Source organism: Corynebacterium sp. HMSC064E07, assembly GCF_001815745.1.
GTDB lineage: Bacteria > Actinomycetota > Actinomycetes > Mycobacteriales > Mycobacteriaceae > Corynebacterium > Corynebacterium jeikeium_D.
In genome coordinates, this window is sequence record NZ_KV821806.1 from 1 (window position 1) to 25,440 (window position 25,440).

Here is a 25,440-nt window from a genome sequence, read left to right on the forward strand (position 1 = left end):
ACCGAGCGGACACACTTTTTGTCACTTAACCCGCAATAGCCGTAAACAAAAGCCGCCGCCTCCCGGAATCTTCCAGAAGACGGCGGCTATTTTTGTCGGGCTGACCGGATTTGAACCGACGACCCCCTCACCCCCAGTGAGGTGCGCTACCAAACTGCGCTACAGCCCGCGTGCACGAAAGTGCAACGAGCTATAGGTTACATCATTGGAGTTTGAAGGCGAAAATCGCCCCAGACCCCTGCCCTGCCTACCGCATTACTGCAGGTAGATGGTCACTGGAGTGGATGTCTCCGCCATCTGTCCCTCCGGCGGATCGATCGAGGCGACCTTGCCCATAATCGCAGCCACAGAGTTGGTCGGATTGCCCTCGGCGTCGACGACGGTCACATTCTGGTAGCCGTTGGTACGCAATTCCACCTCGACCGATGCCGGACTCTTGCCCACCACGCCCTGCGGGATGGTGCCCCAACCGCTGCTGCGCTCACCGGGGCCAGGGATAGCTGGCGGCGACTCGCGAAGTTGGTCCAGCTCCTGCTCGAGGCGCTCACGGGTGTCGTTAATCGTGCCCGACGGGTCCAAACGATCGGTGGGACTTGTCGTGGTTTCTTCCGGCGAGGTTGTCGTCGGCGTCGGGCTTGACGACGTCTCCTGCGTCGGCTCCGCCGTATTGTCGTTTTTGTCCTCGGTTCCGGAAGTAAAGGACAAGACCAGGGCTACCAGCGCGACTACGGCCACCATGGCGGCGATGGCCACGATGGCGACAGGCTTGCCCCACCCCTTCTTGGAGCCATCATTGCCACTGTTGCCACGGTTATTACCGCGGTTGTTGCCGTTGTTCATGTCACCGTAACCGCCTGCGTCACCTGCGGCGTACTGCTGGGTTGCGCCTGCCTGCTGGCCCGCCTGACCATAGCCGCGTTCTTCTTCAGAAAGCGGAGCCCAGTACTGGCCGCTGCCTTGCGCCCCGGCACCTGCACCAGCACCGGCGCCGGCGCCGGCACCTCGCGAGTTCTCAAAACGTGTTTCATCGCCACGCTGCAGGAATTGTGTCTCAGAGGAGTCGCCGCCGAAGTATTCGGTCGGCTGCTCGCCCGCGAAGTCGGCATCCGGGTTGTATCCGCGGTATCCCTCGTCCCGCGGAATGTAGCGAGTTGCGGAGTCATCGCCGTATGAGCTTGAGGAATCGCGTCCGTAGCTGTTGTCTCGGCCATCGTGCTGAAAGCCGTCACGGTTGTTGCCGCGCCTGACCATTGTCAGTTCTCCTTATCGCTAATTTACTGAAACTCTAAAATGCCAACGAAAAGCCCAAAATGCAATTGCCTAAATCACATTTTGGGCTTTTCTCAGCTCGCCACGCGCAACTGGCGGAGCTTCCTAGCGGCGCTTTTTCTTCTCGCGGACACGCACCGCGATGCGCACCGGTGAGCCCTCGAAACCAAATTCTTCACGCAGCTTGCGCTCCAGGAAGCGACGGTAGCCGTGCTCCAGGAAGCCAGTTGTAAACAGCACAATCACCGGCGGGCGCGAGGATGCCTGGGTGGCAAACAACACGCGCGGCTGGCGGCCACCACGCAGCGGTGGCGGGTTCTGCTGCATAATCGCACGCAACCATGTGTTCAGGCGACCAGTGGAGATACGCTTATCCCACGACTCCACGGCCTCCAGCATGGCCGGCTCCAGCTTCTGCACAGCGCGACCAGTCTTGGCGGAGATGTTCACCCGACGAGCCCACGGCACGTGTGCGAGCTGCTCTTCAATTTCGCGCTCGAGCAAATCGCGACGGTCCTCATCCATGAGGTCCCACTTGTTGTAGGCGACCACAAGTGCCCGACCGGAGTCGAGAATCATGCGCAGCACGCGCTGGTCCTGCTCGGTAATCTGCTCGGAGGCATCGACCAGGAAAATCACGACCTCGGCGTTGTCAATCGTCGAACGGGTACGCAGCGAGGCGTAGAACTCGTGGCCCTTGGCGGTCTTGGTCTTCTTGCGGATACCAGCGGTATCCACAAAACGCCACAGCGCCTCGTCCATCTGCACCAGCGAGTCCACCGGGTCAACCGTGGTACCGGCCACGTCGCTGACCACTGCGCGATCTTCACCGGAGAGCTTGTTCAGCAGCGAAGACTTGCCCACATTCGGCTTGCCCACCAGCGCCACGCGACGCGGCCCGGTCGGCAGCGACTTCGCACGCGGCACCTCCGGGAAGGAGGACACCACTTCGTCCATCACGTCGGCATTGCCACGACCGTGGAGGGCCGAGGTTGGGTGCGGCTCGCCGAGCCCGAGGGCCCAGAACTCCGCGACGTCGCCAAGCTGCGAATCCGACTCAAACTTGTTGGCAGCGAGAATAACCGGCTGCTCCGCGCGCTGCAGGCGGCGGGCCATGACCTCTTCCGTGGCGGTGATGCCGACGGTGGTGTCGACGACCATAACAATCACATCGGCGGTCTCCATGGCGGTCTCCGCCTGACGAGCAATCGCCGCATGCATACCCTTGGCGTCCGGGTCCCAGCCGCCGGTGTCCTGCACCCAGAAGCGACGTCCGCCCCATTCACCCAGGTAGGAGATGCGGTCGCGGGTCACGCCCGGGAAGTCTTCGACAACTGCTTCACGACGGCCAATGAACCTGTTAACCATGGTGGACTTACCAACATTCGGTCGTCCCACAATGGCCACGGTCGGAAGAGCTTCTTCCTCCTCGTCGCTCACGCCAAGCGCTGCGAAGGCGTTTTCCAGTTCTTCCCAGTCGGCATCGTCATCGATCTGGCCGGTTTCGGCGCGCTCGATGGCTTCGGAGATGATCGTCTCGTGGTCGGCAATCGTGCGGTCGATGAACTCGTCTGCACTGGTGTGGCTGCCTGCGGTGCCCGGCGCGTTTTCGCTCTCCACGTTTGCGACCAGGTGTCCGGCGGTGTCGTCCTCGGAGTCGTCGTAAGAGCCCTCGTAAGATTCCTCGAACTCCTCGTTGTCGACATCGTCCCAGTCCATGGTGGACCCCGGGTAGCCGGCCTCAACGACATCGAGGACGTTTTCCACGACCTCTTCAATGTCCATCTCAGAGGTGTCCAGAATGAACGCGTCCTCGGCTGGCTTCAGCGGAGAGGTCGCACGGTTGCTGTCGAGTTCGTCGCGGCGGATGACGTCGGCAAGCACGGTGTCGAAGTCGGCCTCACGACCAGCAGCGATGTCCTGGTCGTAGCGGCGGCGAGCGCGGACTTCTGCGGAGGCGGTCATGAAGATCTTCGCCGGGACGTCCGGGAGAACGACCGTGCCGATGTCGCGGCCTTCCACCACACAGCGCACAGCCGATGCGGCCAGCGAACGCTGGAGTGCGACCAGGTTGGTGCGCACGGCCGGAATCGCGGAGACCGCCGACACGTTGCGGGTGACCTCCGGGCCGCGAATCTCGCCGGAGACATCCTCGCCGTCGAGGAGGACGGCGGTGGAGTTCGGGTCATCGGAGACTTCCAGTGGCAGGGCGGCCGTCGCCTTGGCCACGGCTTCCTCATCAGTCGGGTCGATGCCCTGGCGCAGCACCCACAGGGTGGCAACGCGGTACATAGCGCCGGTGTCCAGGTACTTTGCACCCAGCTCGGTTGCGACCATCCGGGAGACAGTCGACTTGCCAGTGCCGGAAGGGCCGTCGATGGCAACCAACAGCATGTCGTCAGTGTTCTGCTCGCTCATGTGGGCTCCTTCAGCTCCTTGGTTTTCTTCGTTCTTCTTCACTAGTGCCATTTACAGCCCCACCGCGTTGTAGAGGGAGGTCAGCTCAGCGCGGTTGAGTGCGCGGAGAGCGCCCGGGGTCTGCTCGCCCAGCTGGACAGTGTGAATCTTAGTGCGCACCAGGCGCTCGACCGGGAAGCCCGCAGTCTTGAGCATTCGGCGCACGATGTGCTTGCGGCCCTCATGCAGCTCGATGCGGACGATAGAGCGGCCCTGCCAGACGTCGATGATCTGCGCCATGTCCGCCTTAGCGATGCCGTCATCGAGCTCAATGCCCTTTTCCAGCTCACGCATGACCTTGGCGTCGACCTCGCCGACGACGGTGGCCATGTAGGTCTTGGTGACCTCGTAGCTCGGGTGCATCAGACGGTTGGCCAGCTCACCATCGTTGGTGAGCAGCAGCAGACCCTCGGTGGGCGCATCCAGGCGACCAACGTGGAAGAGTCGCTGACCAGCGCTAATCTTCTCACCGATGATGTCGCCCACACACGGGCGGCCCATGTCATCGTGCATGGTCGACTGCACACCACGCGGCTTGTTCAGGACGAAGTACTGCATGTCCTCATTGACGATGACGCGGGAACCATCAACGCGAATCACAGACGTGTTCGGGTCCACCCGCACGCCCTGTCGCGTCACAATCTTGCCATCGACCTCGACGCGGCCTTCGTCGATAAGCTTTTCCGCCATACGACGCGACGCCACGCCTGCCTGTGCAAGCACCTTCTGCAGACGTACGCCTTCACCTGCTTCGCTGTGCACGTGCTTGCCCGAACCGCGGCGGTTGTCGTCCACATGCTGGTGGCGCGCCGGGCGGGCGTTGGATACGTAGATGTCCTTCGCGTGGACGTTGGAGGTTTCCACCTTCGCGCCGCTGTCGCGACGGCTGCGGTTGCGCTGGGCGTTAGTGGAGCCGCGGTTGGATTGATTCTTACGGTTCTTGTGTGCCGGTGTGCCTTCTCGGCGAGCGGGTTTAGCCACTTGACCTACATCCTTTTCAAGCGTTGGAGAATGTTCTGTTTGTTAGAACGTCAGCGCCAGGCGACGCTGTTCTCTCCCCCGTGGGCCCAAAATGGCCGGTGGAAGCAGGTTAATAAAGAGAATTACAGAGAAAGCCTCGCGCCTTGTCGTGTAGCCACCTTAGCACGTTTCTAGTAAAGCGCCAGCTTAACGACGTCCCGCGCGGCCTCCACCTACAGCGCCTTTTACAGCGCTGCGGCCCACTCTCGCACGCCCGGCAGCCACTGCGTAGCTTTCGCCACAAACTCCTGCCGGCCCAGCGCGCCCGCTCCCGCCTGCACCGACCCCAGCAGCGGCACCCCGGTGATGCGCGGCAGTTCCTCCAGGTTCGTCTCAATGATCGGGTCGACCTCCGACGGCAGCGAACCGCCCACCAGCGCCGTGACATTGACCCCACGACCCCGCGCCACCTCGACGGTGAGCTCCGCCTCGTTCAGGCAACCCAAATCCAACCGCGTCACGACCACCATCTGACTACCCGGCAGCAACCCCGCCAGCTCCGGCATCGCCCAGTCCTCGCCGAGTCGCACCAGCAAGCCGCCCGCGCCCTCCACGAGGACAACGCGGTTCGGCCCGTCGATAAGCTTGATCTTCTCCGCGATCTCCGTGGCGTTCGGCAGGCGCATTCCCGCGCGCTGCGCCGCCGCCACCGGCGCCATCGGCTCGGGGTAACGCTCGAAGCCATGCAGGTTATCGATCCCCGTCAGCTCCGCGACAGTGTCCAAATCACCGCCATCTGGGCCCGGAAAACCGGTCTGAATTGGCTTGACGACGTGCACCTCCTTACCCTCCTCGCGAAGTGCCGCCGCCAGGGCTGCCGTGCCGATGGTCTTACCAATATCGGTACCGGTGCCTGTGACAAGGACGATGCTCATGGTGGTTGATGCTCCTTTTTGGTTGCGCTACTTGCGTTTTTCCTCCGCGGCGACGATGGCGGCGATGGCCTCACAGATGCGATCGACCTCGTCATTGGTGCTGATATACGGCGGCATGGTGTACACCAACTTGCCGAATGGCCGCAGCCACACCCCGGCATCGACAGCCGCTGCCGTGGCCAAGCCCATGTCCACCGGGCGCTGCATCTCCACGACCCCGATTGCGCCAAGAACACGCACGTCGGCCACGGCATCGCTGCTGGCTAGGGGCTGGAGCTGGTTGCGAAGTCGGGACTCGATGCGCGGGACATCCTCACGCCACTGCCCCTCTGCAATCAGGTCGAGCTGCGCGCAGGCCACGGCACAGGCCAACGGGTTGCCCATGAAGGTCGGGCCGTGCATGATGCCTCCGCCTGCGCCACTGGAAATGGTGCGAGCCACGTCGGCGGTGGTGAGGGTGGCTGCGAAGCTCATAAAGCCGCCGGTCAGCGCCTTGCCGACACACATAATATCCGGCACAATCCCGGCCGCCTGCGTCGTGAACAGGTCACCGGCCCGGCCGAAGCCGGTGGCGATCTCATCCGCGATGAGCAGAATCCCGTGCTTGTCACACAGCTTCCGGAGCCCCACAAGCAGCTCGTGGTCATGGAACCGCATGCCACCAGCGCCTTGGACCACCGGTTCAATAATGATGCCGGCGACGGAGTCGTCGATAAGCGAATCGAAGTGCGCGAGATAGCGTGCGCGCTCCTCCTCGGTTGTGCCGCGGGCGGGTGGTTTGTCGGCGAAGACCTGCGGAGTCCACTGCCCCGTCCACAGCGAATGCATGCCGCCCTCGGGGTCGCAGACGGTCATGGGCGCGCGAGTGTCGCCGTGATAGCCGCCGCGCCAAGTGGCCAGGCGGGTGCGCTCGGGATGGCCTTTGGCCTGCTGGTACTGCAGCGCCATTTTGATCGCCACCTCGACGGAGACCGAACCCGAGTCGGAGTAAAAAATGGCATCGAAGCCGGGGCCTGCGAGCTTTAGGAGCTTCTCCGCCAGTTCGATGGCCGGACGGTGTGTGAGTCCGCCGAACATGACATGCGACATCGTGGTGGCCTGCTTCTTCGCGGCTGCGACCAGCTTCGGGTGCGAGTGGCCGTGACAGGCGGCCCACCAGCTGCTCATGCCGTCGATGAGGGTGCGGCCGTCGGCGAGGTGGAGGTTCACACCCTCGGCGGACTCGACCAGCTTGGGCGCAACCGGCGACGGGATGGGGCCGTATGGGTGCCAGATGTGGTCGGCGTCGAATTGGGCGAGGTCGGCGGCGGATGCTTGCGTTGGCTGCGGTGTAGGCGACTTCGCGGATGCTGGTGCAGGTGACGGTACGAGTGGTTGGGTGGTTTCCGAGGCTGTCATGATACTCAAGCATAATACCTGTACAACGCCAGACTTGAACACCGTTCGGGGTTGGTGGTAGCACCTCCGGCGATGGCTACATAGACTCTCAGCGACTTCACGACACCCATGTCACCTCGTGGCAGCTGTGGAGGTGGCATGAGGTGACACCCGTGTCGTGAAGTGGAGTTTTGGGATGGAGTTTGGGGGGGGGGCGGCAGCGGCAGCGGGCAGCGGGCACCGGCAGCGGCTGCGGCAGCGGGGCTAAGCCCGATGAGCCAGCCAGCTAGTACAGCCGCCCCGCCTGGCTCCACACTCGTCGGCGACGCATGGCCAACTCGGCCGCCTTACCTGTGATTGTGATGGGCTGCCGCGCGAAGGCGTAGTTTCCGCGATAGCAACTGCCACCATTTGCCAGGTGACGTCGGATTTCTGCGGCCGCTTGCCGCAAGGTGGCTACGGCGGTGCCGTCGAAAAGCTGTGACCAGACGATTCGGATAACATTCAGTCCGAGATTCTTCAGGCGCTTCTCGCGCTCCAGCTCCTTTGCGATTGCCACCTGCGTGTCCGCGACCCCGCCGTCGGTGTATTTCATACGGCCATCGAACTCGACGATCAGCCCAAGTTCGGGCAGGTAGAAGTCCACGCGTGCGATGAACCCACGATCATCCCGAAAGGAAACCTGCTGAAGCAACGGAGCCCGAGAATCGTTGACAGAAGCTAGCCCCGCCTGGACGATTGCTTCTTTAGTGAGCGACTCGCCGATGCTTTCCGACGACGCTGTCGCCTGCCGCAACAACCTCCTGGCCTGTGCATTTCCCGGAGCACGCGGATATGCATCCAACGTGGCCAACAGTTCCTCGGTGTCGGTGTGGCGCTGGAGGGCGGCGTCGGCAAGCACTAGTGCATTGTGCGGGGTGCGGGAACGGCAGACGTCGATGACGGACTTTGGGACATCGGTGACGAGGCGGCCATCGATTTCTACGATGTCCTCGGGGAGAATCCGGCCGGAGACGCGGATGAGGCGTTTGTGCGGCTGGTACGGGCCATTCGGCGTGCTTCGCGATTGCCCGCGCGTGCGGCCGGAGTTGGCTATCGCGATGGGAGTGTTGTGCGTAAGTAGAGGTAAACCGTGGAGAGCAGCGGCGGCATCGCGGGTGATTACGGTGGCGGTACCGCGATGGATGAGCGCTTTGATTTCCAGGATATAACGTTCGGTGCTGTTTAGGGTGAGCCACCTGTCGACAGGCGCGTACGCGCCGTGTGCGAGCCACAGGAGGCTGCCGCTTTTGGCTCGCTGGCGGAGATCTCGGTCGGAGTGCTGGCCGATTCGGGAAATTGCGAATGTGCTGGGGCGGGCGCATTCGCGCTGCTGGCCGGTACGGATGATGTCGTCGGCGTCGAAGATCCACTGCGGCATCGGATTGCGCTCCTGAGGTCCATGCATTTGCTGGCTGGCGGGTGGTGGTGTGAGTGTTGGTGAGTGTTTGCGTGTTTGCGAGTGTTTGCGAGTGCTTGTGAGTGCTACGTTCTCATTTTTGGGCTCACACGGAGGCTCAGGAGGCGTCGATTTGGCGTCGACTGTGGATAGTTTGCAGTTTTCGGGAGTTATCCACAGTGTGTGTGGTGGGTGTGGTGGGTGTGGTGTGGTGGGTGTGGTGGGTGCGGTGGGGGTGCAAAGGCTCGCAGTGAGCTGTCGTGAGCAGCAAACCCAGCCCCAAAATGCGACTTCACGACACCCATGTCACCTCGTGGCAGCTGTGGAGGTGGCATGAGGTGACACGCGTGTCGTGAAGTGGGTTAGCCGATGGAGCGAGCCCCGCAGCCCCGCGGCCCAGCTAGGCCCCCTGTCCAACCGCCCCAGAACCCCACCTAGTCCAACGGCTCGTCGATCAAGTCGACCTCAGGCAGCAGCGGAGCCAAATCAGGCAGCTGGTCCAGCGAATCAATCCCCAAAAGCTCCAGGAACAGCGTCGTCGTAACGTACAAATGCGCGCCGGTTGCCGGGTCCTCTCCGGATTCCGCAATCAGACCGCGCGCGACCAGCGTGCGCATCACACCATCAACATTGACACCACGCACACCGGAAACCTGCGCACGCGTGGCCGGCTGTCGGTAAGCCACCACTGCCAGCGTCTCCATAGCTGCACGTGAGAGCTTCGACTGCGAGCCATCCAGCAAGAATCGCTCGACCGCGCTGGCGTGGGCGGGAGCTGTGTAAAACCGCCAGCCCTCATCCGTTTCGCGTAGCTCGATGCCGCTGCGACGTGCACGGTATTCGTACTCGATTTCTCGAAGCACGTCACGGATATCGCTTGCGGAAACATCCAGCGCCCGCGCCATATCCTCCGCCGCCACCGGCGTATCGACCACAAGCAGAATCGACTCCACGCCCGCTCGCAACGGGTCAATGGGCGGCAACTGCGCCGAAGAAGCAGACGCAGACTCCGTGGCCTGCTCGGATGGTGCGGAACTGGTTTCGCTCATGCGCGTCAGATTACGCAACCTCTCGCGCCGGGCGCTAATTAGTGGCCGCTAATTAGCTGGGCCCCCAACTCAGCCCACGCCCGCCCCAGCCCAACAGCCAGCACAGACCAACAGCCACCTACTCCCAGTTCGCCGCCGCCACGACGGCCGGATCCACGTCGAGGCCGGTCCAGGCCACGTGGATTTCCTCCAGCGCCTCCTCCTGCTCCACACCGATCGCCTTGGCACGGTAGAGCTCCAGCAGCGCGAGGAACCTCCCGACAACCTCCATGGACACGCGACATTCCGATGTCAGCTGGGTAAAAGTCAGCCAAGTCCCCTCGCCTGCCAGCCGCAGCGAGTCCAGAATCTTGCCCGCCTGTTCCGGCACGGACACGGGCACGCCGTGGATGTGCCCGATACCGACTTCCTCCGGCGGCTTTGGCCGCATCACGACGGCCGCAAACTCGGCAAACTCCCCGAGCGTCATGCCCAGGCGCACGGGCGGCAGCAGCTCCTCGAACTGCTTGTCCGGCCCCACAGATCGCGGATAGCGCCGCGGCGCGGTCTTCTGCCACTCCTCGAATTGGTCGGCCACCTTGCCATAGGCCTGGTACTGCAGCAGTCGGGCGAACAGCAGGTCGCGTGCTTCTAGCAGTTCGAGGTCTTCTTCGCTGTCGACGTCGCCACGCGGTAGGAGCCGTGCGGTTTTGAGGTCGAGCAGCGTCGCTGCCACGACGAGGAATTCCGTGATTTCGTCGAGGTCACTGACTGCGTCGAGACTGCGCGTGTATGCGATGAACTCGTCTGTGACCGCCGCCAGCGCGACTTCGGTGACGTCCATCTTTTTGCTGCTGATCAGCTGCAGTAGCAGGTCGAAGGGGCCGCTGAAGTTCGCGAGCGCGACGCGGAAGCCCGTAATCTCTTCCTGCACGCCCTCGCTTGACGACGGTTCGGGAGTGTAACTATCCGGGGAAGTCACCTATTATTTGCGGCCTTTGCGCTCGATGACCTCGCGGGCCAGGTTGCGGTACTGTGCCGCAGCTGGGGTGTTCGGCGCCCAGGTGGTGATGGGCTCACCGGCGACGGAGGTTTCCGGAAAGCGGACGGTACGGGTGATGACCGTATCGAAGACCTTGTCACCGAAGACCTCGATGAGGCGTTCCATGACTTCCTTGGCGTGGCGCGTGCGGCGGTCGAACATGGTGACCAGGATGCCGGAGACTTCCAGGTTGAAGTTCAGGCGGTCGCGGACCTTGGCCACTGTGTCGGTGAGCAGTGCCAGGCCGCGCAGGGAGAAGTATTCGGCCACCATTGGGATGATGACGCCCTCGGCGATGGTCAGCGCATTGACGGTCAGCAGGCCCAGCGACGGCTGGCAGTCAATGATGATGAAGTCGTAGTCATTCATCACTGGGCGCAGCGCGCGGCCCAAGGCCTGTTCGCGGCCGACTTCGTTGACAAGCTGAATCTCCGCAGCGGACAGGTCGATGTTGGCCGGGACGAGATCCAGGCCGGAGACTTTGGTGTGGTGGATAGCGTCGCGGACATCGGTGGTGTCGTCGACGATGAGGTTGTAGACGGTCAGGTCGAGTTCCTCATGCGGGACACCCAGGCCGGCGGATAGTGCGCCTTGCGGGTCCAAGTCAACGAGCAGGACTTTACGACCGAACTCCGCCAGTGCCGCGCCCAGGTTGATGGTCGAGGTGGTTTTACCCACGCCGCCCTTCTGGTTACACATTGCCAGGATGACCGCGGGGCCGTGACTGGTCAGGGGTGCGGGTTCCGGTAGCTCGCGCACCGGACGACCGGTGAGACCGAGTTCAACTCGATCGGCCTCAAACAACCCTTCTTCAGCCACAGTCAATCCCTCTTCCTTGAAGATTTCTCATCAATTCTACTGCGCTACGTAAAACCGCCACGTAATACCGCCATATATTACCGCCACGTGGTAGCGCTACATACTACCGCCGCATATTACCGCGAGTATTCAGCCCGTGGGTGAGCCCCCGCCCAGACTCGTCGCATATTCTCCGCGGTAATCATGGTGTAAATCTGGGTCGTCGTCACGGAGGCGTGTCCGAGCAGCTCTTGGACTACGCGCACATCGGCACCACCTTCAATGAGGTGCGTGCCGAAACTGTGGCGCAAGGTGTGCGGGGAAATTTTCACGCTCAGCCCGGCGCGCTCACCCAACTCCGCCAGTGTATTTCCGGCCGACTGTCGCGACAGCCTGCGTCCCAGCGAGTTGATAAACAGCGCCGGCCCGGAGTTCGCCCGCACCCAGCTCGGCCGCCCGCGGGTCAGCCACGCATCCAGCGCCGCCATGGCCGGCGAGCCCACGGGCACGATGCGCTCCTTGCCACCCTTGCCACGCAGTAACACGAGGTTGGTTTCGCGGTCCACGTCATCGATATCCAGACCGGTAACCTCTGAAACACGGGCGCCGGTCGAGTACAGAAACTCCACCAGTGCACGGTTGCGCAAATCCGTCACGTCCGCGGTGTCGTCATTGGGGATGGACTCGATTAGCCGGGTGACCTCATCAATGCTGAGTGCCTTCGGATACCGCGAAGGCTGCTTCGGCGGCGCCACCCGCTTGGCGACATCCACCTCCAACGCGCCCTCACCCACCGCGAACTTGTGGAAGCTCCGCACAGCCGACAGCGACCGCGTCACCGAGGTCGGAGCCAGCGCCGGCCTGCCCGCCGACTTATCTCCCCGCGCGAGATACGCCAGGAACTCAGTCACATCCTGCTCGGTGACCTGCGCCAATTCCGTGCGCCCGATCTCCCGCAGGTAGGTGCGGTACTTCTCCAAGTCGCGCTTATAACTGGCGAGCGTATTCGCCGACAGGCCCTTTTCCACCGCGAGGTAGGTCACGAAGGCGTCGACAAGCGCGTCAATCGAACTCATCGGATGCGTTTCAGGTCCGCGCCGGCGCCGAGCTGCTCTGTTCGACGCTGAGCCAGAGTCGTCGGTCGAATGTCGAACGGCTCCGCGACCGAGCGCGGCGTCGCACCCCTCAGCAGCACCTCCGCCGCCAGCAGAATGCCGGACAGCGCGATGCCATTGAGGATCTCTCCGCGCAGCGCCATCGCCACCGCCTCATCCACCGCGATCCACGCCGCAGTCATGTCTGCTTCCTCATCGTGGGCTTCCGGCTTATCGACGGCACGGAGCCCCCTGGCCAGATAGATCCGAACCGCTTCCTCTGCGAAGCCGGGCGAGCTGAACATATCGGTAAGCAGGGACCAGGACTCAGCCTCCAGCCCGGCTTCCTCAACCAGCTCCCGCTTGGCGGCCTCCAGCGGGTCCTCGTCCGCGACATCGAGGAGCCCGGCCGGCAACTCCACCAGGCGCTTCCCTGCCGCCTGCCGCCACTGATTCAGCAGGTAAAGGCGGTTATCCTCATCTGCGGCAACGACCGCAACAGCGCCGAAATGCTCCACGATCTCACGGGCGGACACATTCCCACCCGGCATCCGCACCTGGTCGCGGCGGACCGCGAGAATAGGTGCCTCGAGAACAATCTCGGAATCAACAACGTCAAATTCGTGCGCCATGAGTTTCACTCTAATAGGTAGGGCGGATTCGACCTCGCGAAGCCAAGGTTAGTTGCGCTTGAGGGCTGCGGCGATGAGGCCGTCGAAAAGCGGATGAGCGTGGGTGGGGCGTGACTTCAGCTCCGGGTGCGCCTGCGTGGCCACGAGGTATGGGTGTACGTCCGTGGGGTACTCGACGAATTCGACGAGCTTGCCGTCCGGCGAAGTGCCCGAGATAACCAGGCCGGCTTCTTCGAGCTGGGCGCGGTAGGCGTTGTTGACCTCGTAGCGGTGGCGGTGGCGCTCGGTAACTTCGGTAGCGCCGTAGAGGCGCGCGGCGACGGAGTCTTCGGCAAGCTTCGCCGGGTAGGAGCCCAGGCGCATGGATCCGCCCAGGTCAGCCTCACCGGAGACGGCCTGGAGCTGTTCCTCCATCGTGGCGATCACCGGCTCGGCCGCGTTCTCGTCGAACTCAGTGGATGAAGCGCCGTCAACGCCTGCGGTGCGCGCCGCCTCGATGACGACACACTGCATGCCCAGGCAGATTCCCAGCAGTGGCGTGCCGGTTTCCTTGGCGTAGCGGATGGTCGCAATCTTGCCTTCGATGCCGCGACCGCCGAAGCCGCCGGGGATGACGATCGCGTCAACGCCGGCCATGTTCTTCTTCAGCCCCTCCGGGGTTTCGCAGTCATCGGAGGCGACCCAGCGGATGTTCGCCTTCACGCGGTGGGCGAAACCGGCGGCACGCACAGCTTCCGCGACGGACAGGTAGGCGTCCGGCAGGTCAATGTACTTGCCGACGAGCGCCACCGTGACCTCGCCCTTCGGGTTGTGGACGCGCTCGAGCAGGTCTCCCCACACGGCCCAATCCATGTCGCGGAACGGCAGGTTGAGGCGGCGGATGATGAAGGTGTCCAGGTGCTCTTCATAGAGGACCTTCGGGATGTCGTAGATGCTCGGCGCATCCGGGCAGGACACCACTCCCTCGCGGTCGATGTCGCACATCAGCGCAATCTTGTTCTTGAGGGAGTCCGGGACGTCGCGGTCGCATCGCAAAACGACGGCATCGGGAACCAGACCAATCGAGCGAAGCTCAGCCACCGAGTGCTGGGTGGGCTTGGTCTTCAGTTCCTTGGAAGGGCCGAGGTACGGAACCAGCGACACGTGCAGGTAGAAGACGTTTTCGCGGCCGACGTCGTGACGCACTTGACGCGCGGCTTCCAGGAAGGGCTGCGATTCGATATCGCCGACGGTGCCGCCGATTTCGGTGATGACCACGTCGGGCTTTTCGCCGTTCGCGTCCGCGTTCCCCATGGCGACGATGCGGGATTTAATCTCGTCGGTGATGTGCGGGATGACCTGGACGGTCTGGCCGAGGAATTCGCCGCGGCGCTCCTTGGCGATGACCGAGGAATAGACCTTGCCGGTGGTGACGTTGCCGCCGGCGGAGAGATTGCGGTCGAGGAAGCGCTCGTAGTGACCGAGGTCCAGGTCGGTTTCTGCGCCGTCTTCGGTGACGAAGACCTCGCCGTGCTGGAAGGGGTTCATGGTGCCCGGATCCACATTGAGGTAGGGATCGAGCTTCTGCATAGTCACTTTCAGACCACGCGAGGTGAGCAGGCGGCCGAGCGAAGCCGCAGTTAAGCCTTTGCCGAGGGAGGAGGCAACGCCTCCTGTAACGATGATGTATTTCGTAACCACGGGACTTCAGAATATCGCTTGCGCGGGTGTGAACGCAAGCGACTTTTCATAATGGCGGATGTTGATTACGCAACTAGGTAAGGCTCTCGAAAATCATGGTCGCCTGGATGCATAAACGCGATCACGTCGTTACCCTCGGGGCTATGACTGATTTAACGAATAAGACCATTGCAGTATTGGCCACTGACGGATTCGAGGACTCCGAGCTGACTAGCCCGGCTGAGGCCGTGAAGGATGCCGGTGCGACCGTGCACGTTATCTCCACCGAAGAGGGCTCCATTGAGGGCAAGAATGGCACGAAGGTGGACGTCGATAAGCTCACCAGCAGCGTTTCTGCTGATGATTACGATGCTCTAATCCTGCCGGGCGGCACCGTGAATGCTGACCAGATCCGCATCGATAAGGATGCCGTGGCCCTGGTGAAGGGATTCGCCGCAGCTAACAAGCCAATCGGCGTGATTTGCCACGGCGGTTGGATTCTCACCGACGCGGAAGCCTTGAAGGGCCGCACGATTACCTCCTACATCAGCGTCAAGACCGACCTGGTGAACGCTGGCGCTAACTGGGTCGACGAGGAAGTTGTCGTTGACGGCAACCTGATTTCCTCGCGCACCCCGGCTGACCTAGAGGCTTTCAACAAGGCTCTCGTGGAGAACTTCTAGGCCACTCGCCTGCCTCAACACTCATCAAAGGAAGGCTGTTGCCATGAGTTCATACTGGGATAATCCGGAGTCACTGTGGGATCAGATTCCACAAAATGATCAGGAAGATGCTTCCGAGCAGCAGCCTTCCGCGGCTGAGCAGCCTCCCGCGCAGCAGCCCTCCACGCCCGAGCAACCTCCCACACCTGAACAGCTTCCGCCACAGCAAATGCGTTACCAGGGATTGCTCTCGCACAACAACATCGTTATCCAGCAGATTCGAAATTTCATGGCGGATGATTTCGACATCCTGGATAGCGAGGGCAATTGCATCGGCAAGATTGAAACTACTGGCGGCACGTTGAGCCGCATGTTTATGGGCTCTCGTCGTCTGACAGTGTCCGAACCAGACGGCACTCCGGTATTCGTTATTACCGATCCGACCGATTTCGCCCTCGACAGCTACGAGGTCTACTACCCCGACCCGCAGGCAACAAGCCCTGAGGGCAAGCAGCAGGTCGGAGCAGACTCATCGCGCCTATTGGCAACTATTCAGCAGAAATTTGCGTTCTTTAAACGGCGACTGGAGATTTCTATCCCCGGTTTTGCTCATTGCGAGGTCAACGGCGACGTTTGGCATTACGACGCAACCTTCAAGATCAATGACATCGAAGTTGCACAGATATCCCGCAAGTGGTCGGGTTTCGCAAATATGCTAACCGGCAATGAGCGCTATCTACTGCAGCTCAAGGATGATTTACCACCACAATTGCGCGCTGCCATTATTGGTGCCGCCATTGCACTGGATTTGATGGCGAAAAAGGCGCGCTCCGACAGCTAGTAACTGCTGCCGACAACGCGCCCTACCCCTTGTCCGGTTCTACTGCCGGTTACTGTCGCGGTCGCGACTATCGCTACCGCGATTCCGCAGCCTGAGCAATACGTCCGTCGATTTCCGTGATGCCATCAGAAACGGCATTGACGTGTTCTGGACGAACACCGGCATTGTCATTGATGCCGCCTTCCACAAAGCCAGTTACCGGCACACACGGAACTTCTACGTTGCGCCCCAGCGCATTGGCGACCTGCGCAATTGCCCGTGGCGAGAAAGTTAGTCCGATGTGGCCCGACAGGTCCGCAGAGCACCCATCCTGCAGCAGAATGTTGTTGGACGTTGGTGCCTGCCACTGGCTTGCAGCCATTGGAGTGACGGCTTCATCAACCTGGGTAGAGATTGCAACATAGTTGACACCGGGCTGCTCCAAGCCGCCCTCATTCATCTTGGCCATGAACTCGCTATGCTGCAGCAGATCCACCAGGCTCGGGCTGACGATGTACCCCGCAGCCTTGTTGCCAGCATTGTCGAACTGGTCGAGCTGCTCCAAACCATAGGAGATACCGAGCAGCGATGTGCCGTGCAGGACGCCCGCCAGGGACACAACCGTGCCTATACCCCGGCCCTGCTCCTGCTTGGCGTAAGCGGCAGCCAATGTGCCACCAGCAGAGTGACCAACAATATCGACGGCGGTAGCACCAGTTTCAGCCTTGAGAGCGTCAATCTTTGCAGTCAGCTCAGCCAAAGCGGTGTCGAGCGGGGTCATGTTGCGCATGGTTGGAATAGAGCCCAACACCGAAAACTCGTCAGGGCCCAGCTTGCCGACGTTAAATGCGTACAGACACTTCCCCATTGCCTTTAGCTCTGGTGCCATGCGCGCATAGGTTTGGTACGAGTTCGAGTTCATCCCGTGGATCATGACCACCGGATTCTCACCAGGAGCAGGAACACACTGCACGTTTGTGCCCTCTGGACTGGTGTTTTCCGTCATCCCCTGGTTGACCATGACAGTGGGGAAATCATTTGCCTTTGGGCCCCACTCGCCCATTTCGGTCCAGGACAGGACCTGACCATTACCAGTTGCCGAAGCCGGTGCGGCAACCGCGATAGGAGCCGCTGCCACAGCGACACCAGCTGCGGCTACCAGTGCTGTGGCCGACCGTGCCAGCTTCGAAAATGCCCGATGAGTGCCCATGATTACTCCTTGCATAGAGCAGTGAATAGTAAAACGGTTCCAATAAGAACTACGGCATGGGAAAGAGCAAAAACAGGCTATGAATCGCTATCGTACTCTGAAAGGCGACCAATCAAAGCCCCTAAATAGGGTTAATAAAATGTGAACTAAATATAACTATAATACTATCCACCTCCAGCTCTGCAGGCTTTTAAAGTGATACCGACCACAGGTCAAAACAAGCCATACTTCCGTTGCAATGCCACAGGATTGCTACCGATACCTAAATCGCCGGTGAGGCTAAACACCTGTTCCACAATCATTTCGAACAGCCAGCACTACGGGCGCTCGGCGCCTCCAACCCAGAAAGCAGCACAGAATCGACGACACAATCCACTACCAAGACTCCTAACCTGTCGACACCCCCGACCTGGACAACGGAAAGCCCCGGGGCCACTGGTTACACCGGCGCTCCCACTGGTGAGCCGACGGCTATAAACAAAACAATTTCGCATTGTGCGAAATCCTCGCAGGGACTCTACGAACAAGGCACCACCTGGTTTACCGACGGCACCTCCGGCTGGACACAGTATTGCGCCAACAATTTCTATGACGGTCCTTCCACGAACACCGCCCCGGAGCCTCAGAACAACGAGCCATCCCCGTGGGTTCAAGGCCAAATCGACTGGGCCGATTGCCTGAACTCTGGCCATTCCGAGGAAGAGTGTCGCGAGATGTTGAATTAGGCAACCCCGCCGCCTTCCACGAGATATGATGCGCAAGTCCGACTCTTCCCTGCTGTCCGGCACCTGGGTGGACCGCATGTGGGGAACCAAGATCAAGGACAAGCGCAAGGCAGCCAAGCAGGATGCCACCGACGGTAAGCCGTCGATTAACCCGCCGTGGACTGCAGCCCGCGGCTCCCGCGTGCTGACCATCATCGCACTCGTGGTCATCACCATCGCTGCATTTGCCGAGACAGAAATCTCCGCCTCGAGTTTCTTCACCGGCCTGGCCAACCTGCCAGAGACCATGGCGCTGTTCCTGCCGCCGTCCTCCGGTGGTATTGCCGGCGAGATTGTCCAGCTGCTTCTCGATACCCTGCAGATCGCCTTCGCCGCCACCTTCCTCGGCGCTATCCTCGCCATCCCGATTGGCGTCATGGCTGCCTCCAACGTGGTCGCCAACAAGTGGGTACACGGCTTCTTCCGCGTTCTGATCGTGGTCATCCGCGGTATCCCGGAGCTGATTCTGGCCATCATCTTCGTGGTCATCTCCGGTCTGGGCCCGGTCGCCGGTACGCTCGCGCTAGCTCTAGGTGCCGTTGGTCTACTGTCCAAGCTGGTCGCTGACTCGCTGGAAGAAACCGACACTGACGTGCAGGAAGCCCTGCGCACTACTGGCGCAACCGAGTCGCAGATTTTCTTCGCCGGCACCGTTCGCCAGGCAATCCCGTCTTTCATTGCCCACTGCCTCTACCTGCTGGACACCAACATCCGCTCGGCCACGTTGCTGGGTGTCGTCGGCGCAGGCGGCATCGGCTTCCAGCTGCTCAATGCTTCTCGAGTCAACCAGTTCGACGTCGTCACCTACATCCTCATCCTCATGGTCGCTGTCGTCCTCGTCGTCGAGGCGCTGTCCATGTGGCTGCGTGCCGCCGTCCGCTAATCCCCCCCCCCAGTCCCCGTCTCCTTCTACCGAAAAGGAAAATCTCCATGACTTATCAGCTCGCTATCTTCGACATGGCTGGCACCACCATCGACGACCGTGACGAGGTCTACCGCGTCCTCCGCGAAGCCACCGAACGCGAAGGCGCTCGCTACTCCGACGAGACTTTCCAGCAATACATGGGTACCGAGAAGTTCTGGGCGATTGGCAATCTGCTCCGTGAGGGCGGCATCGAGCCGACCCCAGAGGTCCACAACCACGCGTGGGAGTTCTTCCGCGCCGAGCTTGCTCGCACGTACAAGGAAAACCCGCCGACCCCACTGCCAGGCGTCGAAGACATGCTGAACGCCCTCCACGATAAGGGCATCAAAATCGGCTTGACGACGGGCTTTGCGCGCGAAATCGTCGATATCATTGTCTCCTCCATGGGGTGGGACAACGGAATCATCGACACAGTTGTCGCCGGTGACGAAGTCGAGCACGGCCGCCCCGAGCCCGACCAGATCCTGGCTGTTATGGAGAAGCTCGGTGTGACCGACGAGGCGGCCGTGATTAGCTCCGGTGACACCGATGCCGATGTCCGTTCCGCCCAAAAATCTGGCGTGACAAGCGTCGGTGTGCTCACCGGCCACCTGACTCGGGAACAGTTCGACGCCCTCGGTGCCGACCACGTTCTGGATTCGTCCGCGAACCTGCTGGACCTTGTTGGAGAGTAGGACCCAGACTGTAGATCTGACCGAATAGGTACACAACACTGATGACAACTCCGACTCCCTCGACACCTTCCACTCCTACTGCACCGATGGAAAGGGCCCAGACACTTGTCTGGCACGGCGGTAGCGACTTTCGCATGCAGGAAGTTCCTATTCCTGCTCTGCAAGAAGGCGAAACCCTAGTGGAAATCACCACCGCTACGATCTGTGGCTCCGACCGTCACACCGTGCTCGGTCGCCGCAGCGCACCGTGCCCCAGCGTCCTCGGCCACGAGGGAGTCGGAGTCGTCCGCGCCACCCGCAACCCAGATTTGCAGGTTGGCCAGCGCGTTGTGTTCTCTGTCACCGCGCCATGCATGGAGTGCGACCGCTGTGAACGCGGCATGACCGCCAAGTGCCGGAATTTGAAAAAGACTGGTCACGAGGCCTTCGATAGCGACTGGCCTCTTTCAGGGACCTATGCTTCCCATATTGTGCTGCGCAACCATCAGCCAGTGGTAGTAGTCCCCGACTCGCTTCCCGATGTCGCTGCCTCCATCGCGACCTGCGCCGGCGCCACAGTGATCGCTTGTATGGAACAGGCTGGACCCCTTGCAGGTAAACGAGTCCTGGTTATGGGCATCGGCATGCTCGGCCTCATCGCTGTTGAGGCAGCTGTTTTTGGTGGCGCCGCTGAGGTTGTGGCCATGGACCGCAACCAGACTCGGCTTGAATGGGCACGACAGTTGGGTGCGGTTGCGCCCGACCCGTCGGCTGCTGGTGCCGATTCCGAACCAGAGCCTTTCGATATCACCCTCGAGTTCTCCGGTAGCGAATTCGGAGTCGCTACCTGCATCGGCAGCCTCGACATAGGTGGTCGAGCGGTGCTGGCCGGAAGTGTTGCCACGTCACCGGCTTATGCCCTCGATCCGGAGTGGCTCGTCCGTGGCTGGCGCACCATCACCGGTGTCCATAACTACGAGCCACGGCATCTTGCGCAGGCGGTAGAGTTCCTTGCTGACTCCCAGATTGATTGGGACACGGCTGTGTCGGGACCAATTGCGCTAGAGGATGTGCCTGCGGAGGTGGAGGCGGTGCAGGATATGTATTTGAGAGCGACTGTGACGTTTTCCTAGCAACCGCTGGAAAGAAAAGGTACGCAACAGAAAGAATTTCAACCAAGGCTGTTACCTATCTCAGAGGAGAACTGCGAAAAACATTTTCTAGGGCATTGAAATGAAAGACTTCATTGGATAAGAGATTATAGATGGTCAATAAATATTCTCGAAAACCAACATCCAAAACGAATCACAGCTTCTAATAGCAATTCAACAGCGGGTTATAATCCCAGTTTCAATTCCCTATTCAATAGCCCTGGAAGTCCATCCTTCGAAACAATTGAGAACGTGAAACAGCGAAACGCTGCACTTTTTGGAAAATTAAATATACTGAAACTAAACCCGGTTAATCATCCGCTATTCCAGATGCGGCAGCAACCAACGCTTCACGAAGCTCGCGATCCACAGCATAGATATGTAGCCCGTGTACCCCTCGAGTAAGTAAGACATTAAGCTGATTCTTCAACAGTTCTTCAGCGAAGGACTGTTTCGACCCGTCTTTCAACGTTCGTTTATTCTTCACATTTGGGTTCCACGACTCAGATGGGTCAAAGATAATCTTTCCATCACGATATTTGACAGAGGGGCCAATAATGACACCAGCATAGTTCAGGTCAAAACCTTGGATAGTAAAAATAGAACCAATTTCATCAATAGTTTGTGGGCGCTCTGCCCAGCTCAGCTGTAGACCTGCAGTCTTCTTCTCAGTACTCTTCTTTTGATTGTTCCATGGCATTGAAAAATCACCGACTCGAACCCGCCAGAGTTCATTCTCCGCAGGTGGCCGAGCACTCGAAAACTGCCAATCATACGTGGCTATTAACCTAGATAATCCTTCCTCTACATTCGACGCTTTGTCCTTAATTGACTCGTAAAGCTGGTTAGGATCATCGAAAATCTTAATACTATATTTATTATCCTCCGGAATTTTATGGATAATACCGTCATCGACAAAAGAGCGTACCCACTGAATGGTATCCTCCGAGGCAAGCATCCTCATCTGAAGCTTTAAATCAATACTTTTATCGACTCGTTGCTCCATCCATTCCAAATCCGCCGGCTCCCACACCTGATTTGCGGCAAGAATCTGGTCAGGATCAAATACTGCTACCACTACATGTGCACGTTCGAGAATATCTTTGAGGTGATTTTTACCCCTGTACGACTGTTTTCCTTGCGTCCATAGCAAATGAGCTTCGTCGATTAGAACGACATCTACCTTTTCCCCAGGATTCCGATGATTGATAAAGGATGTCGGCTTCATGACTTTAAGATTCTTGGTACTCGAAATACCGAGTTTTTCAGCAACCTGCTGATAAACAGTAACCTGCTCATCGTGGTTGACTAGCATATACGCGTCAAGGGTCGATTTCCCAAGATGTTCTTCGATAGCTGGGAGCTTTTGATTCAAGTCATAAAAAACGCTGCTAAGCAATACTGTTTTGCCGGTTCCAGCAGCGCCTGAGACCATAATCAGCCTAGAGTCGCCGATTGATTGCATTTGATCTACAACTGCATTAATTATCTCAAACTTTGCATCAGACTGCTCTGTAGTTAGCTCATGGAAAGGTGATGCTTTAAAAAGTGCAGATTCGCGGATAATACGTTCAGCTGGAAATAGCTGTTGATCCAGCGCATGTAGTTTAGACCAAATCTGGGTGAAAGATTTGTCTAAATGCTCTTTGGTGAAGTAATCACCTTGCGCATTTGTTCGCGCATTCTCAGTAGCAACACTGGTCTCACTGGCAGACTTCACCGATTCGTTGCTAGGCAAGTACTGCATAAGTCGATTCTCAATATCCAGAGTCAACGACTTATTAAATAGAGAGTGCCCAATCACGTACATCTGGGTCCCAGCGCCATCACGTAAATCAATCCAGAGATTTCGCTTGGAGTTAGATGCCTTTGTATCCCCCTCGAGATGTTGGGTCGTTCGCTGGACAATCGAGTTCGTTTCCCCCACATAGACTCGATAGGATCCCTTGTTGTCCCGCAATGAAATGATGTAGACCGTAGGGTAGTCAATAATAAAACGGCGGTAAGGAATGTCTTTGCCTTTTAGCTCGTCGATGCCACTACTTGCGTAGTCGACTCGCTCAACAAATGCCCTTGGGGCTGGAAGCAGTTTTCTCTTGCTCACGTTACAACCTGTCGTGCTTAAGCGAACTTCCCGTGCTTTTACTACGCGGATAGCGCACTTCATTTAAGGCGATTTTCTTCGCAATCGCCTCATTAGGATCGATTTCAGCCCTACGAGCCAGTAAAAGGCAGTAGCTCAGCACATCTGCAAGCTCATCCTCGAGATCGGCTTTTTCGTATTCTGCGTCCCATTGAAAAAGTTCGAGCAACTCAGCAGACTCAATTGAGATCGCTTTAGCAAGATTCTCAGGAGTATGAAAAACCTCCCACTTTCTGTCAGAAGAGAACTTGAAAAGCTGCTCTACTGTTTCCCGACTAACTTCCATGTGTTTTTACCTTTTCAAGTCCCCAACAACCCCGACCTGCCCCGCCGCATCCGACACAGCGTCTACACGCTTCACGACAGGGTCGGCGCCCCAGCGCTCGTCCGGTAGAGCGCTGACGCCTTCGCGTCCATAACCGTCAGTCCCCACCACTACGTGACCAGCAGCATCGTCACCAGCACCAAAGCCCTCAGCAAGCGCAACGGCAAGATCCGCTACTAGGCCCGCACCGAACTCCGGGTCCTCGCCCTTGTCAATCGCAGCGCGCGAGACCGTGCCGTGATTACCAACAATCACGATGCCAGCAGCCGGGCGCAGGGTCCCCTCTTCATACTCGACAAAGCCGGCGCCCTTCAGGGCCTCCAGCAGTAGCTTCCGGTCAGCAGCGGAAGCTCGCTCTCCCCCATCCTTATCCAGCTCCAACACCGGAGCCAGCGCCTGGCCAGCCTGTCGGCCCGGCTCACGGCGCTCCGGATCCAGCTGCACATCAGCCGGCAGCGAGGTAGAAACCGTGTCCTTCAGTTCATCCGCACCAGCGGAAGAGAGGAACTTATCGGTCAGCTTCAACACGCCCGCATCCGGGGCGCCAGCAGCGCGCAGAGTCTCGGAAACCCCTGCAAGCTGCTCATCCGTAGCATCAGGAGTGGCGATAACCAGGACCGGCACGTCCTTCAAAGAGTCCTTGACAATCTCCCCGATGATGGGCTCGATGATGCGGTTAGCTTCATCGGCACGCGCTTGCTGCGCATCGGCACGTGCAACAGCGGCATCGCGCTCAGAGGCAGCACCAGTGCCAAAATCAATGCCAGCACCAGCGGGGTTGAGCACATAAGCACCCAGCGCAGCGCCTGCCGCAACACCGAGGGCAGCACCTGTCACACCGGCTGTAAACTTCCCGCTCCTGCGCTTCTTCGCCATCGCCCGTCCTACTCCCTACCTACGAAAGACTACTTAAACAGCCCCTGGAACCACAGTGCAATGGAGTTCCAGGTATCAATCAGATTCTCGCTGACAGAACCATCACCGGAAGTACCAGCGATAGCGAAGATCACCGCAACGGCGACAAAGATAGCCAGGATTGCCCAGGCCACACCGAAACCACGGCTATTGACCTGGTAGAGGTCGGCGACCATGCGACCGTCGACAAGCTTCTCCCCGACCTTCAAACGCGACAGCAATGCCGACGGCACACCGCTTTGATCCTCAGCGTGGTAGATGCTGTCGATGTTCTGCGGCGCGCCGACGGAGACGACCATGTCGGCGTCGTGATGCGCGGCGAAGACCAGCGCCAGGTCAGTGGCGGAATCGGACAGCGCCGGGAAGGTCATGGCACCAATGCCGAGGTCCTGAATGCGCTCAAGACCCACCGCGTGACCGTCCGGGTCGGCAGGCAGGATCACGCAACCGGCAGACCGCAGCGCCTCGGAGTTGATGTTCTCCGGATCACCGATGATGTAGTCCGGCTCGTACTTCAGGTCGAAGAGCGTGTCGGCACCGGTGTCGACGCCGATGAGCAGCGGCTCGTACTCGCGGATGAAGTTCTTTAAGTCTTCCAGCGTCTTGCGGTCTCCCTCACCAGGGCTGACCACAACGACCTTGCGGCCACGCAGCGGCTCCGTCTCGTCCGGAATGCCCAGGCCATCGATGTAGAGCGGGGACTCGGTCTTGGCGAACTCCACCAAGTTGCCGGAGAGAGCCTCCAGGCGGTCGACCATGCTGGTGCGTCCCTCGTCGAAGGCGCGCTCAAGCTCGTCCTGGTCGACCTCGTCGCCCTGACCAATCAGGCGGTCACCGTGGTAGAGCTTGCCGTCGTCAAGCCTGCCCTTCTTGCCGTCCTTGAGCTTCTCAAAGACCTCGTCGCCGACGTTCTGCACCATCGCAATGTCGGCGTCGCGCATCATCTGCGGGCCGTAATTCGGCACAAAACCCGTGGTAAACGCACCAGTGTTCACCACTGCGGCGACCTTGGCATCAATCAACTGCTGTGCCAGTGGACGCGAGATATCCGGCGCATCGATCACCACGATGTCGCCTTCGCCCATGCGCTTGAGCGCACGCTCCAGGCGGGAACCGTCCCGCACAGTCCCCGAAATGCCAGGAAGATCTTTTTCGTTCCGAGAGAACAGACTCATGGCACTTA

The 25,440-nt window shown here is 59.8% G+C and carries 22 protein-coding genes and 1 tRNA gene; 5 read left to right on the plus strand and 18 right to left on the minus strand.

The genetic code is table 11. The features are described from left to right. Positions 1-95: 95 nt before the first annotated feature. The 13 genes from HMPREF3053_RS02320 to HMPREF3053_RS02380 all read right to left on the minus strand — a co-directional run bounded on the left by HMPREF3053_RS02320 (position 96) and on the right by HMPREF3053_RS02380 (position 14,710). Positions 96-169: transfer RNA gene (locus tag HMPREF3053_RS02320), tRNA-Pro, on the minus strand. Positions 170-255: 86 nt separating this feature from the next. Further along, a complete protein-coding gene (locus HMPREF3053_RS02325) occupies positions 256-1,251 on the minus strand; it encodes a PASTA domain-containing protein (RefSeq protein ID WP_070767211.1) in 996 nt (331 codons plus the stop codon). A gap of 123 nt (positions 1,252-1,374) precedes the next feature. Beyond that, positions 1,375-3,687, minus strand: a complete 2,313-nt coding sequence (gene der / locus HMPREF3053_RS02330) for a bifunctional cytidylate kinase/GTPase Der (RefSeq protein ID WP_070549848.1) — start codon at positions 3,685-3,687, stop codon at positions 1,375-1,377. 51 nt (positions 3,688-3,738) lie between these two features. Next, on the minus strand, positions 3,739-4,590 hold the full coding sequence (locus HMPREF3053_RS02335) for a pseudouridine synthase (protein ID WP_083304400.1): 852 nt from the start codon (positions 4,588-4,590) through the stop codon (positions 3,739-3,741). Between the two features lie 341 nt (positions 4,591-4,931). Beyond that, complete coding sequence (gene bioD / locus HMPREF3053_RS02340) at positions 4,932-5,621, minus strand: dethiobiotin synthase (protein WP_070595419.1); 690 nt, start codon at positions 5,619-5,621, stop codon at positions 4,932-4,934. Between the two features lie 27 nt (positions 5,622-5,648). Next, complete coding sequence (locus HMPREF3053_RS02345; protein WP_083317205.1) at positions 5,649-7,019, minus strand: adenosylmethionine--8-amino-7-oxononanoate transaminase; 1,371 nt, start codon at positions 7,017-7,019, stop codon at positions 5,649-5,651. Positions 7,020-7,284: 265 nt separating this feature from the next. Then, a complete protein-coding gene (locus HMPREF3053_RS02350; RefSeq protein ID WP_141758932.1) occupies positions 7,285-8,445 on the minus strand; it encodes a PDDEXK family nuclease in 1,161 nt (386 codons plus the stop codon). Between the two features lie 425 nt (positions 8,446-8,870). Then, positions 8,871-9,485 carry an SMC-Scp complex subunit ScpB gene (gene scpB / locus HMPREF3053_RS02355; RefSeq protein ID WP_070767213.1) on the minus strand — a complete coding sequence of 205 codons (615 nt, stop codon included), beginning with the start codon at positions 9,483-9,485 and terminating at the stop codon, positions 8,871-8,873. Positions 9,486-9,603: 118 nt separating this feature from the next. Beyond that, complete coding sequence (locus HMPREF3053_RS02360) at positions 9,604-10,446, minus strand: segregation and condensation protein A (RefSeq protein ID WP_210400038.1); 843 nt, start codon at positions 10,444-10,446, stop codon at positions 9,604-9,606. Between the two features lie 3 nt (positions 10,447-10,449). Beyond that, positions 10,450-11,325 carry a ParA family protein gene (locus HMPREF3053_RS02365; protein ID WP_038625574.1) on the minus strand — a complete coding sequence of 292 codons (876 nt, stop codon included), beginning with the start codon at positions 11,323-11,325 and terminating at the stop codon, positions 10,450-10,452. Between the two features lie 116 nt (positions 11,326-11,441). Further along, the gene (locus HMPREF3053_RS02370) at positions 11,442-12,380 is read right to left on the minus strand and encodes a site-specific tyrosine recombinase XerD (protein WP_070767215.1); all 939 of its coding nucleotides are present in this window, start codon (positions 12,378-12,380) and stop codon (positions 11,442-11,444) included. Beyond that, positions 12,377-13,030: an NUDIX domain-containing protein gene (locus HMPREF3053_RS02375; protein ID WP_070767216.1), complete on the minus strand. Its 654-nt coding sequence runs from the start codon at positions 13,028-13,030 to the stop codon at positions 12,377-12,379. Before HMPREF3053_RS02375 ends, HMPREF3053_RS02370 begins: the two co-directional genes overlap by 4 nt. A 48-nt stretch (positions 13,031-13,078) precedes the next feature. Then, a complete protein-coding gene (locus HMPREF3053_RS02380) occupies positions 13,079-14,710 on the minus strand; it encodes a CTP synthase (RefSeq protein ID WP_070767217.1) in 1,632 nt (543 codons plus the stop codon). A gap of 143 nt (positions 14,711-14,853) precedes the next feature. Between HMPREF3053_RS02380 and HMPREF3053_RS02385 the strand changes: the two genes are divergently transcribed. Both HMPREF3053_RS02385 and HMPREF3053_RS02390 read left to right on the plus strand, forming a co-directional pair. Further along, positions 14,854-15,372 carry a type 1 glutamine amidotransferase domain-containing protein gene (locus HMPREF3053_RS02385; protein ID WP_070767226.1) on the plus strand — a complete coding sequence of 173 codons (519 nt, stop codon included), beginning with the start codon at positions 14,854-14,856 and terminating at the stop codon, positions 15,370-15,372. Between the two features lie 43 nt (positions 15,373-15,415). Then, positions 15,416-16,192, plus strand: a complete 777-nt coding sequence (locus HMPREF3053_RS02390) for an LURP-one-related/scramblase family protein (RefSeq protein ID WP_070767218.1) — start codon at positions 15,416-15,418, stop codon at positions 16,190-16,192. Between the two features lie 73 nt (positions 16,193-16,265). On the opposite strand, the gene HMPREF3053_RS02395 is transcribed toward HMPREF3053_RS02390, so the two are convergent. Next, on the minus strand, positions 16,266-17,381 hold the full coding sequence (locus tag HMPREF3053_RS02395; RefSeq protein ID WP_070767219.1) for an esterase/lipase family protein: 1,116 nt from the start codon (positions 17,379-17,381) through the stop codon (positions 16,266-16,268). Between the two features lie 750 nt (positions 17,382-18,131). On the opposite strand from HMPREF3053_RS02395, the gene phnE reads away from it, so the two are divergent. From phnE to HMPREF3053_RS02410, 3 genes are all read left to right on the plus strand, one after another. After that, positions 18,132-19,028, plus strand: a complete 897-nt coding sequence (phnE, locus tag HMPREF3053_RS02400) for a phosphonate ABC transporter, permease protein PhnE (RefSeq protein WP_242451394.1) — start codon at positions 18,132-18,134, stop codon at positions 19,026-19,028. A gap of 47 nt (positions 19,029-19,075) precedes the next feature. Continuing rightward, positions 19,076-19,744, plus strand: coding sequence for an HAD hydrolase-like protein (locus tag HMPREF3053_RS02405; protein ID WP_070437385.1), 669 nt, complete (start codon positions 19,076-19,078; stop codon positions 19,742-19,744). Between the two features lie 134 nt (positions 19,745-19,878). Beyond that, complete coding sequence (locus HMPREF3053_RS02410) at positions 19,879-20,856, plus strand: zinc-binding dehydrogenase (protein WP_246819364.1); 978 nt, start codon at positions 19,879-19,881, stop codon at positions 20,854-20,856. A 328-nt stretch (positions 20,857-21,184) separates the two neighbouring features. Here the strand turns inward: HMPREF3053_RS02410 and HMPREF3053_RS02415 are convergent, their stop codons facing one another. Genes HMPREF3053_RS02415 through steA form a run of 4 tightly spaced genes read right to left on the minus strand, consistent with a single transcriptional unit; the run spans position 21,185 to position 25,432 of the window. Continuing rightward, positions 21,185-22,978 (minus strand): DUF2075 domain-containing protein, encoded by a 1,794-nt coding sequence (locus tag HMPREF3053_RS02415; protein ID WP_197737679.1) that lies wholly within the window; start codon positions 22,976-22,978, stop codon positions 21,185-21,187. Between the two features lies 1 nt (position 22,979). Then, positions 22,980-23,303 carry a nucleotide pyrophosphohydrolase gene (locus tag HMPREF3053_RS02420; RefSeq protein WP_070437381.1) on the minus strand — a complete coding sequence of 108 codons (324 nt, stop codon included), beginning with the start codon at positions 23,301-23,303 and terminating at the stop codon, positions 22,980-22,982. Positions 23,304-23,309: 6 nt separating this feature from the next. Then, positions 23,310-24,218 (minus strand): copper transporter, encoded by a 909-nt coding sequence (locus tag HMPREF3053_RS02425; protein WP_070437379.1) that lies wholly within the window; start codon positions 24,216-24,218, stop codon positions 23,310-23,312. A 29-nt stretch (positions 24,219-24,247) separates the two neighbouring features. Then, positions 24,248-25,432, minus strand: a complete 1,185-nt coding sequence (gene steA, locus HMPREF3053_RS02430; RefSeq protein WP_070601408.1) for a putative cytokinetic ring protein SteA — start codon at positions 25,430-25,432, stop codon at positions 24,248-24,250. Positions 25,433-25,440: the final 8 nt, after the last annotated feature.

What these genes read in the sequence shown, in the direction of transcription:
- HMPREF3053_RS02325 (WP_070767211.1), bottom strand. Translation starts at nt 1,251, where the DNA reads ATGGTCAGGCGCGGCAACAACCGTGACGGCTTTCAGCACGATGGCCGA.
- der (WP_070549848.1), bottom strand. Translation starts at nt 3,687, where the DNA reads ATGAGCGAGCAGAACACTGACGACATGCTGTTGGTTGCCATCGACGGC.
- bioD (WP_070595419.1), bottom strand. Translation starts at nt 5,621, where the DNA reads ATGAGCATCGTCCTTGTCACAGGCACCGGTACCGATATTGGTAAGACC.
- HMPREF3053_RS02345 (WP_083317205.1), bottom strand. Translation starts at nt 7,019, where the DNA reads ATGACAGCCTCGGAAACCACCCAACCACTCGTACCGTCACCTGCACCA.
- HMPREF3053_RS02350 (WP_141758932.1), bottom strand. Translation starts at nt 8,445, where the DNA reads ATGCATGGACCTCAGGAGCGCAATCCGATGCCGCAGTGGATCTTCGAC.
- scpB (WP_070767213.1), bottom strand. Translation starts at nt 9,485, where the DNA reads ATGAGCGAAACCAGTTCCGCACCATCCGAGCAGGCCACGGAGTCTGCG.
- HMPREF3053_RS02370 (WP_070767215.1), bottom strand. Translation starts at nt 12,380, where the DNA reads ATGAGTTCGATTGACGCGCTTGTCGACGCCTTCGTGACCTACCTCGCG.
- HMPREF3053_RS02375 (WP_070767216.1), bottom strand. Translation starts at nt 13,030, where the DNA reads ATGGCGCACGAATTTGACGTTGTTGATTCCGAGATTGTTCTCGAGGCA.
- HMPREF3053_RS02385 (WP_070767226.1), top strand. Translation starts at nt 14,854, where the DNA reads ATGACTGATTTAACGAATAAGACCATTGCAGTATTGGCCACTGACGGA.
- HMPREF3053_RS02390 (WP_070767218.1), top strand. Translation starts at nt 15,416, where the DNA reads ATGAGTTCATACTGGGATAATCCGGAGTCACTGTGGGATCAGATTCCA.
- HMPREF3053_RS02395 (WP_070767219.1), bottom strand. Translation starts at nt 17,381, where the DNA reads ATGGGCACTCATCGGGCATTTTCGAAGCTGGCACGGTCGGCCACAGCA.
- phnE (WP_242451394.1), top strand. Translation starts at nt 18,132, where the DNA reads ATGATGCGCAAGTCCGACTCTTCCCTGCTGTCCGGCACCTGGGTGGAC.
- HMPREF3053_RS02405 (WP_070437385.1), top strand. Translation starts at nt 19,076, where the DNA reads ATGACTTATCAGCTCGCTATCTTCGACATGGCTGGCACCACCATCGAC.
- HMPREF3053_RS02410 (WP_246819364.1), top strand. Translation starts at nt 19,879, where the DNA reads ATGCAGGAAGTTCCTATTCCTGCTCTGCAAGAAGGCGAAACCCTAGTG.
- HMPREF3053_RS02420 (WP_070437381.1), bottom strand. Translation starts at nt 23,303, where the DNA reads ATGGAAGTTAGTCGGGAAACAGTAGAGCAGCTTTTCAAGTTCTCTTCT.
- HMPREF3053_RS02425 (WP_070437379.1), bottom strand. Translation starts at nt 24,218, where the DNA reads ATGGCGAAGAAGCGCAGGAGCGGGAAGTTTACAGCCGGTGTGACAGGT.
- steA (WP_070601408.1), bottom strand. Translation starts at nt 25,432, where the DNA reads ATGAGTCTGTTCTCTCGGAACGAAAAAGATCTTCCTGGCATTTCGGGG.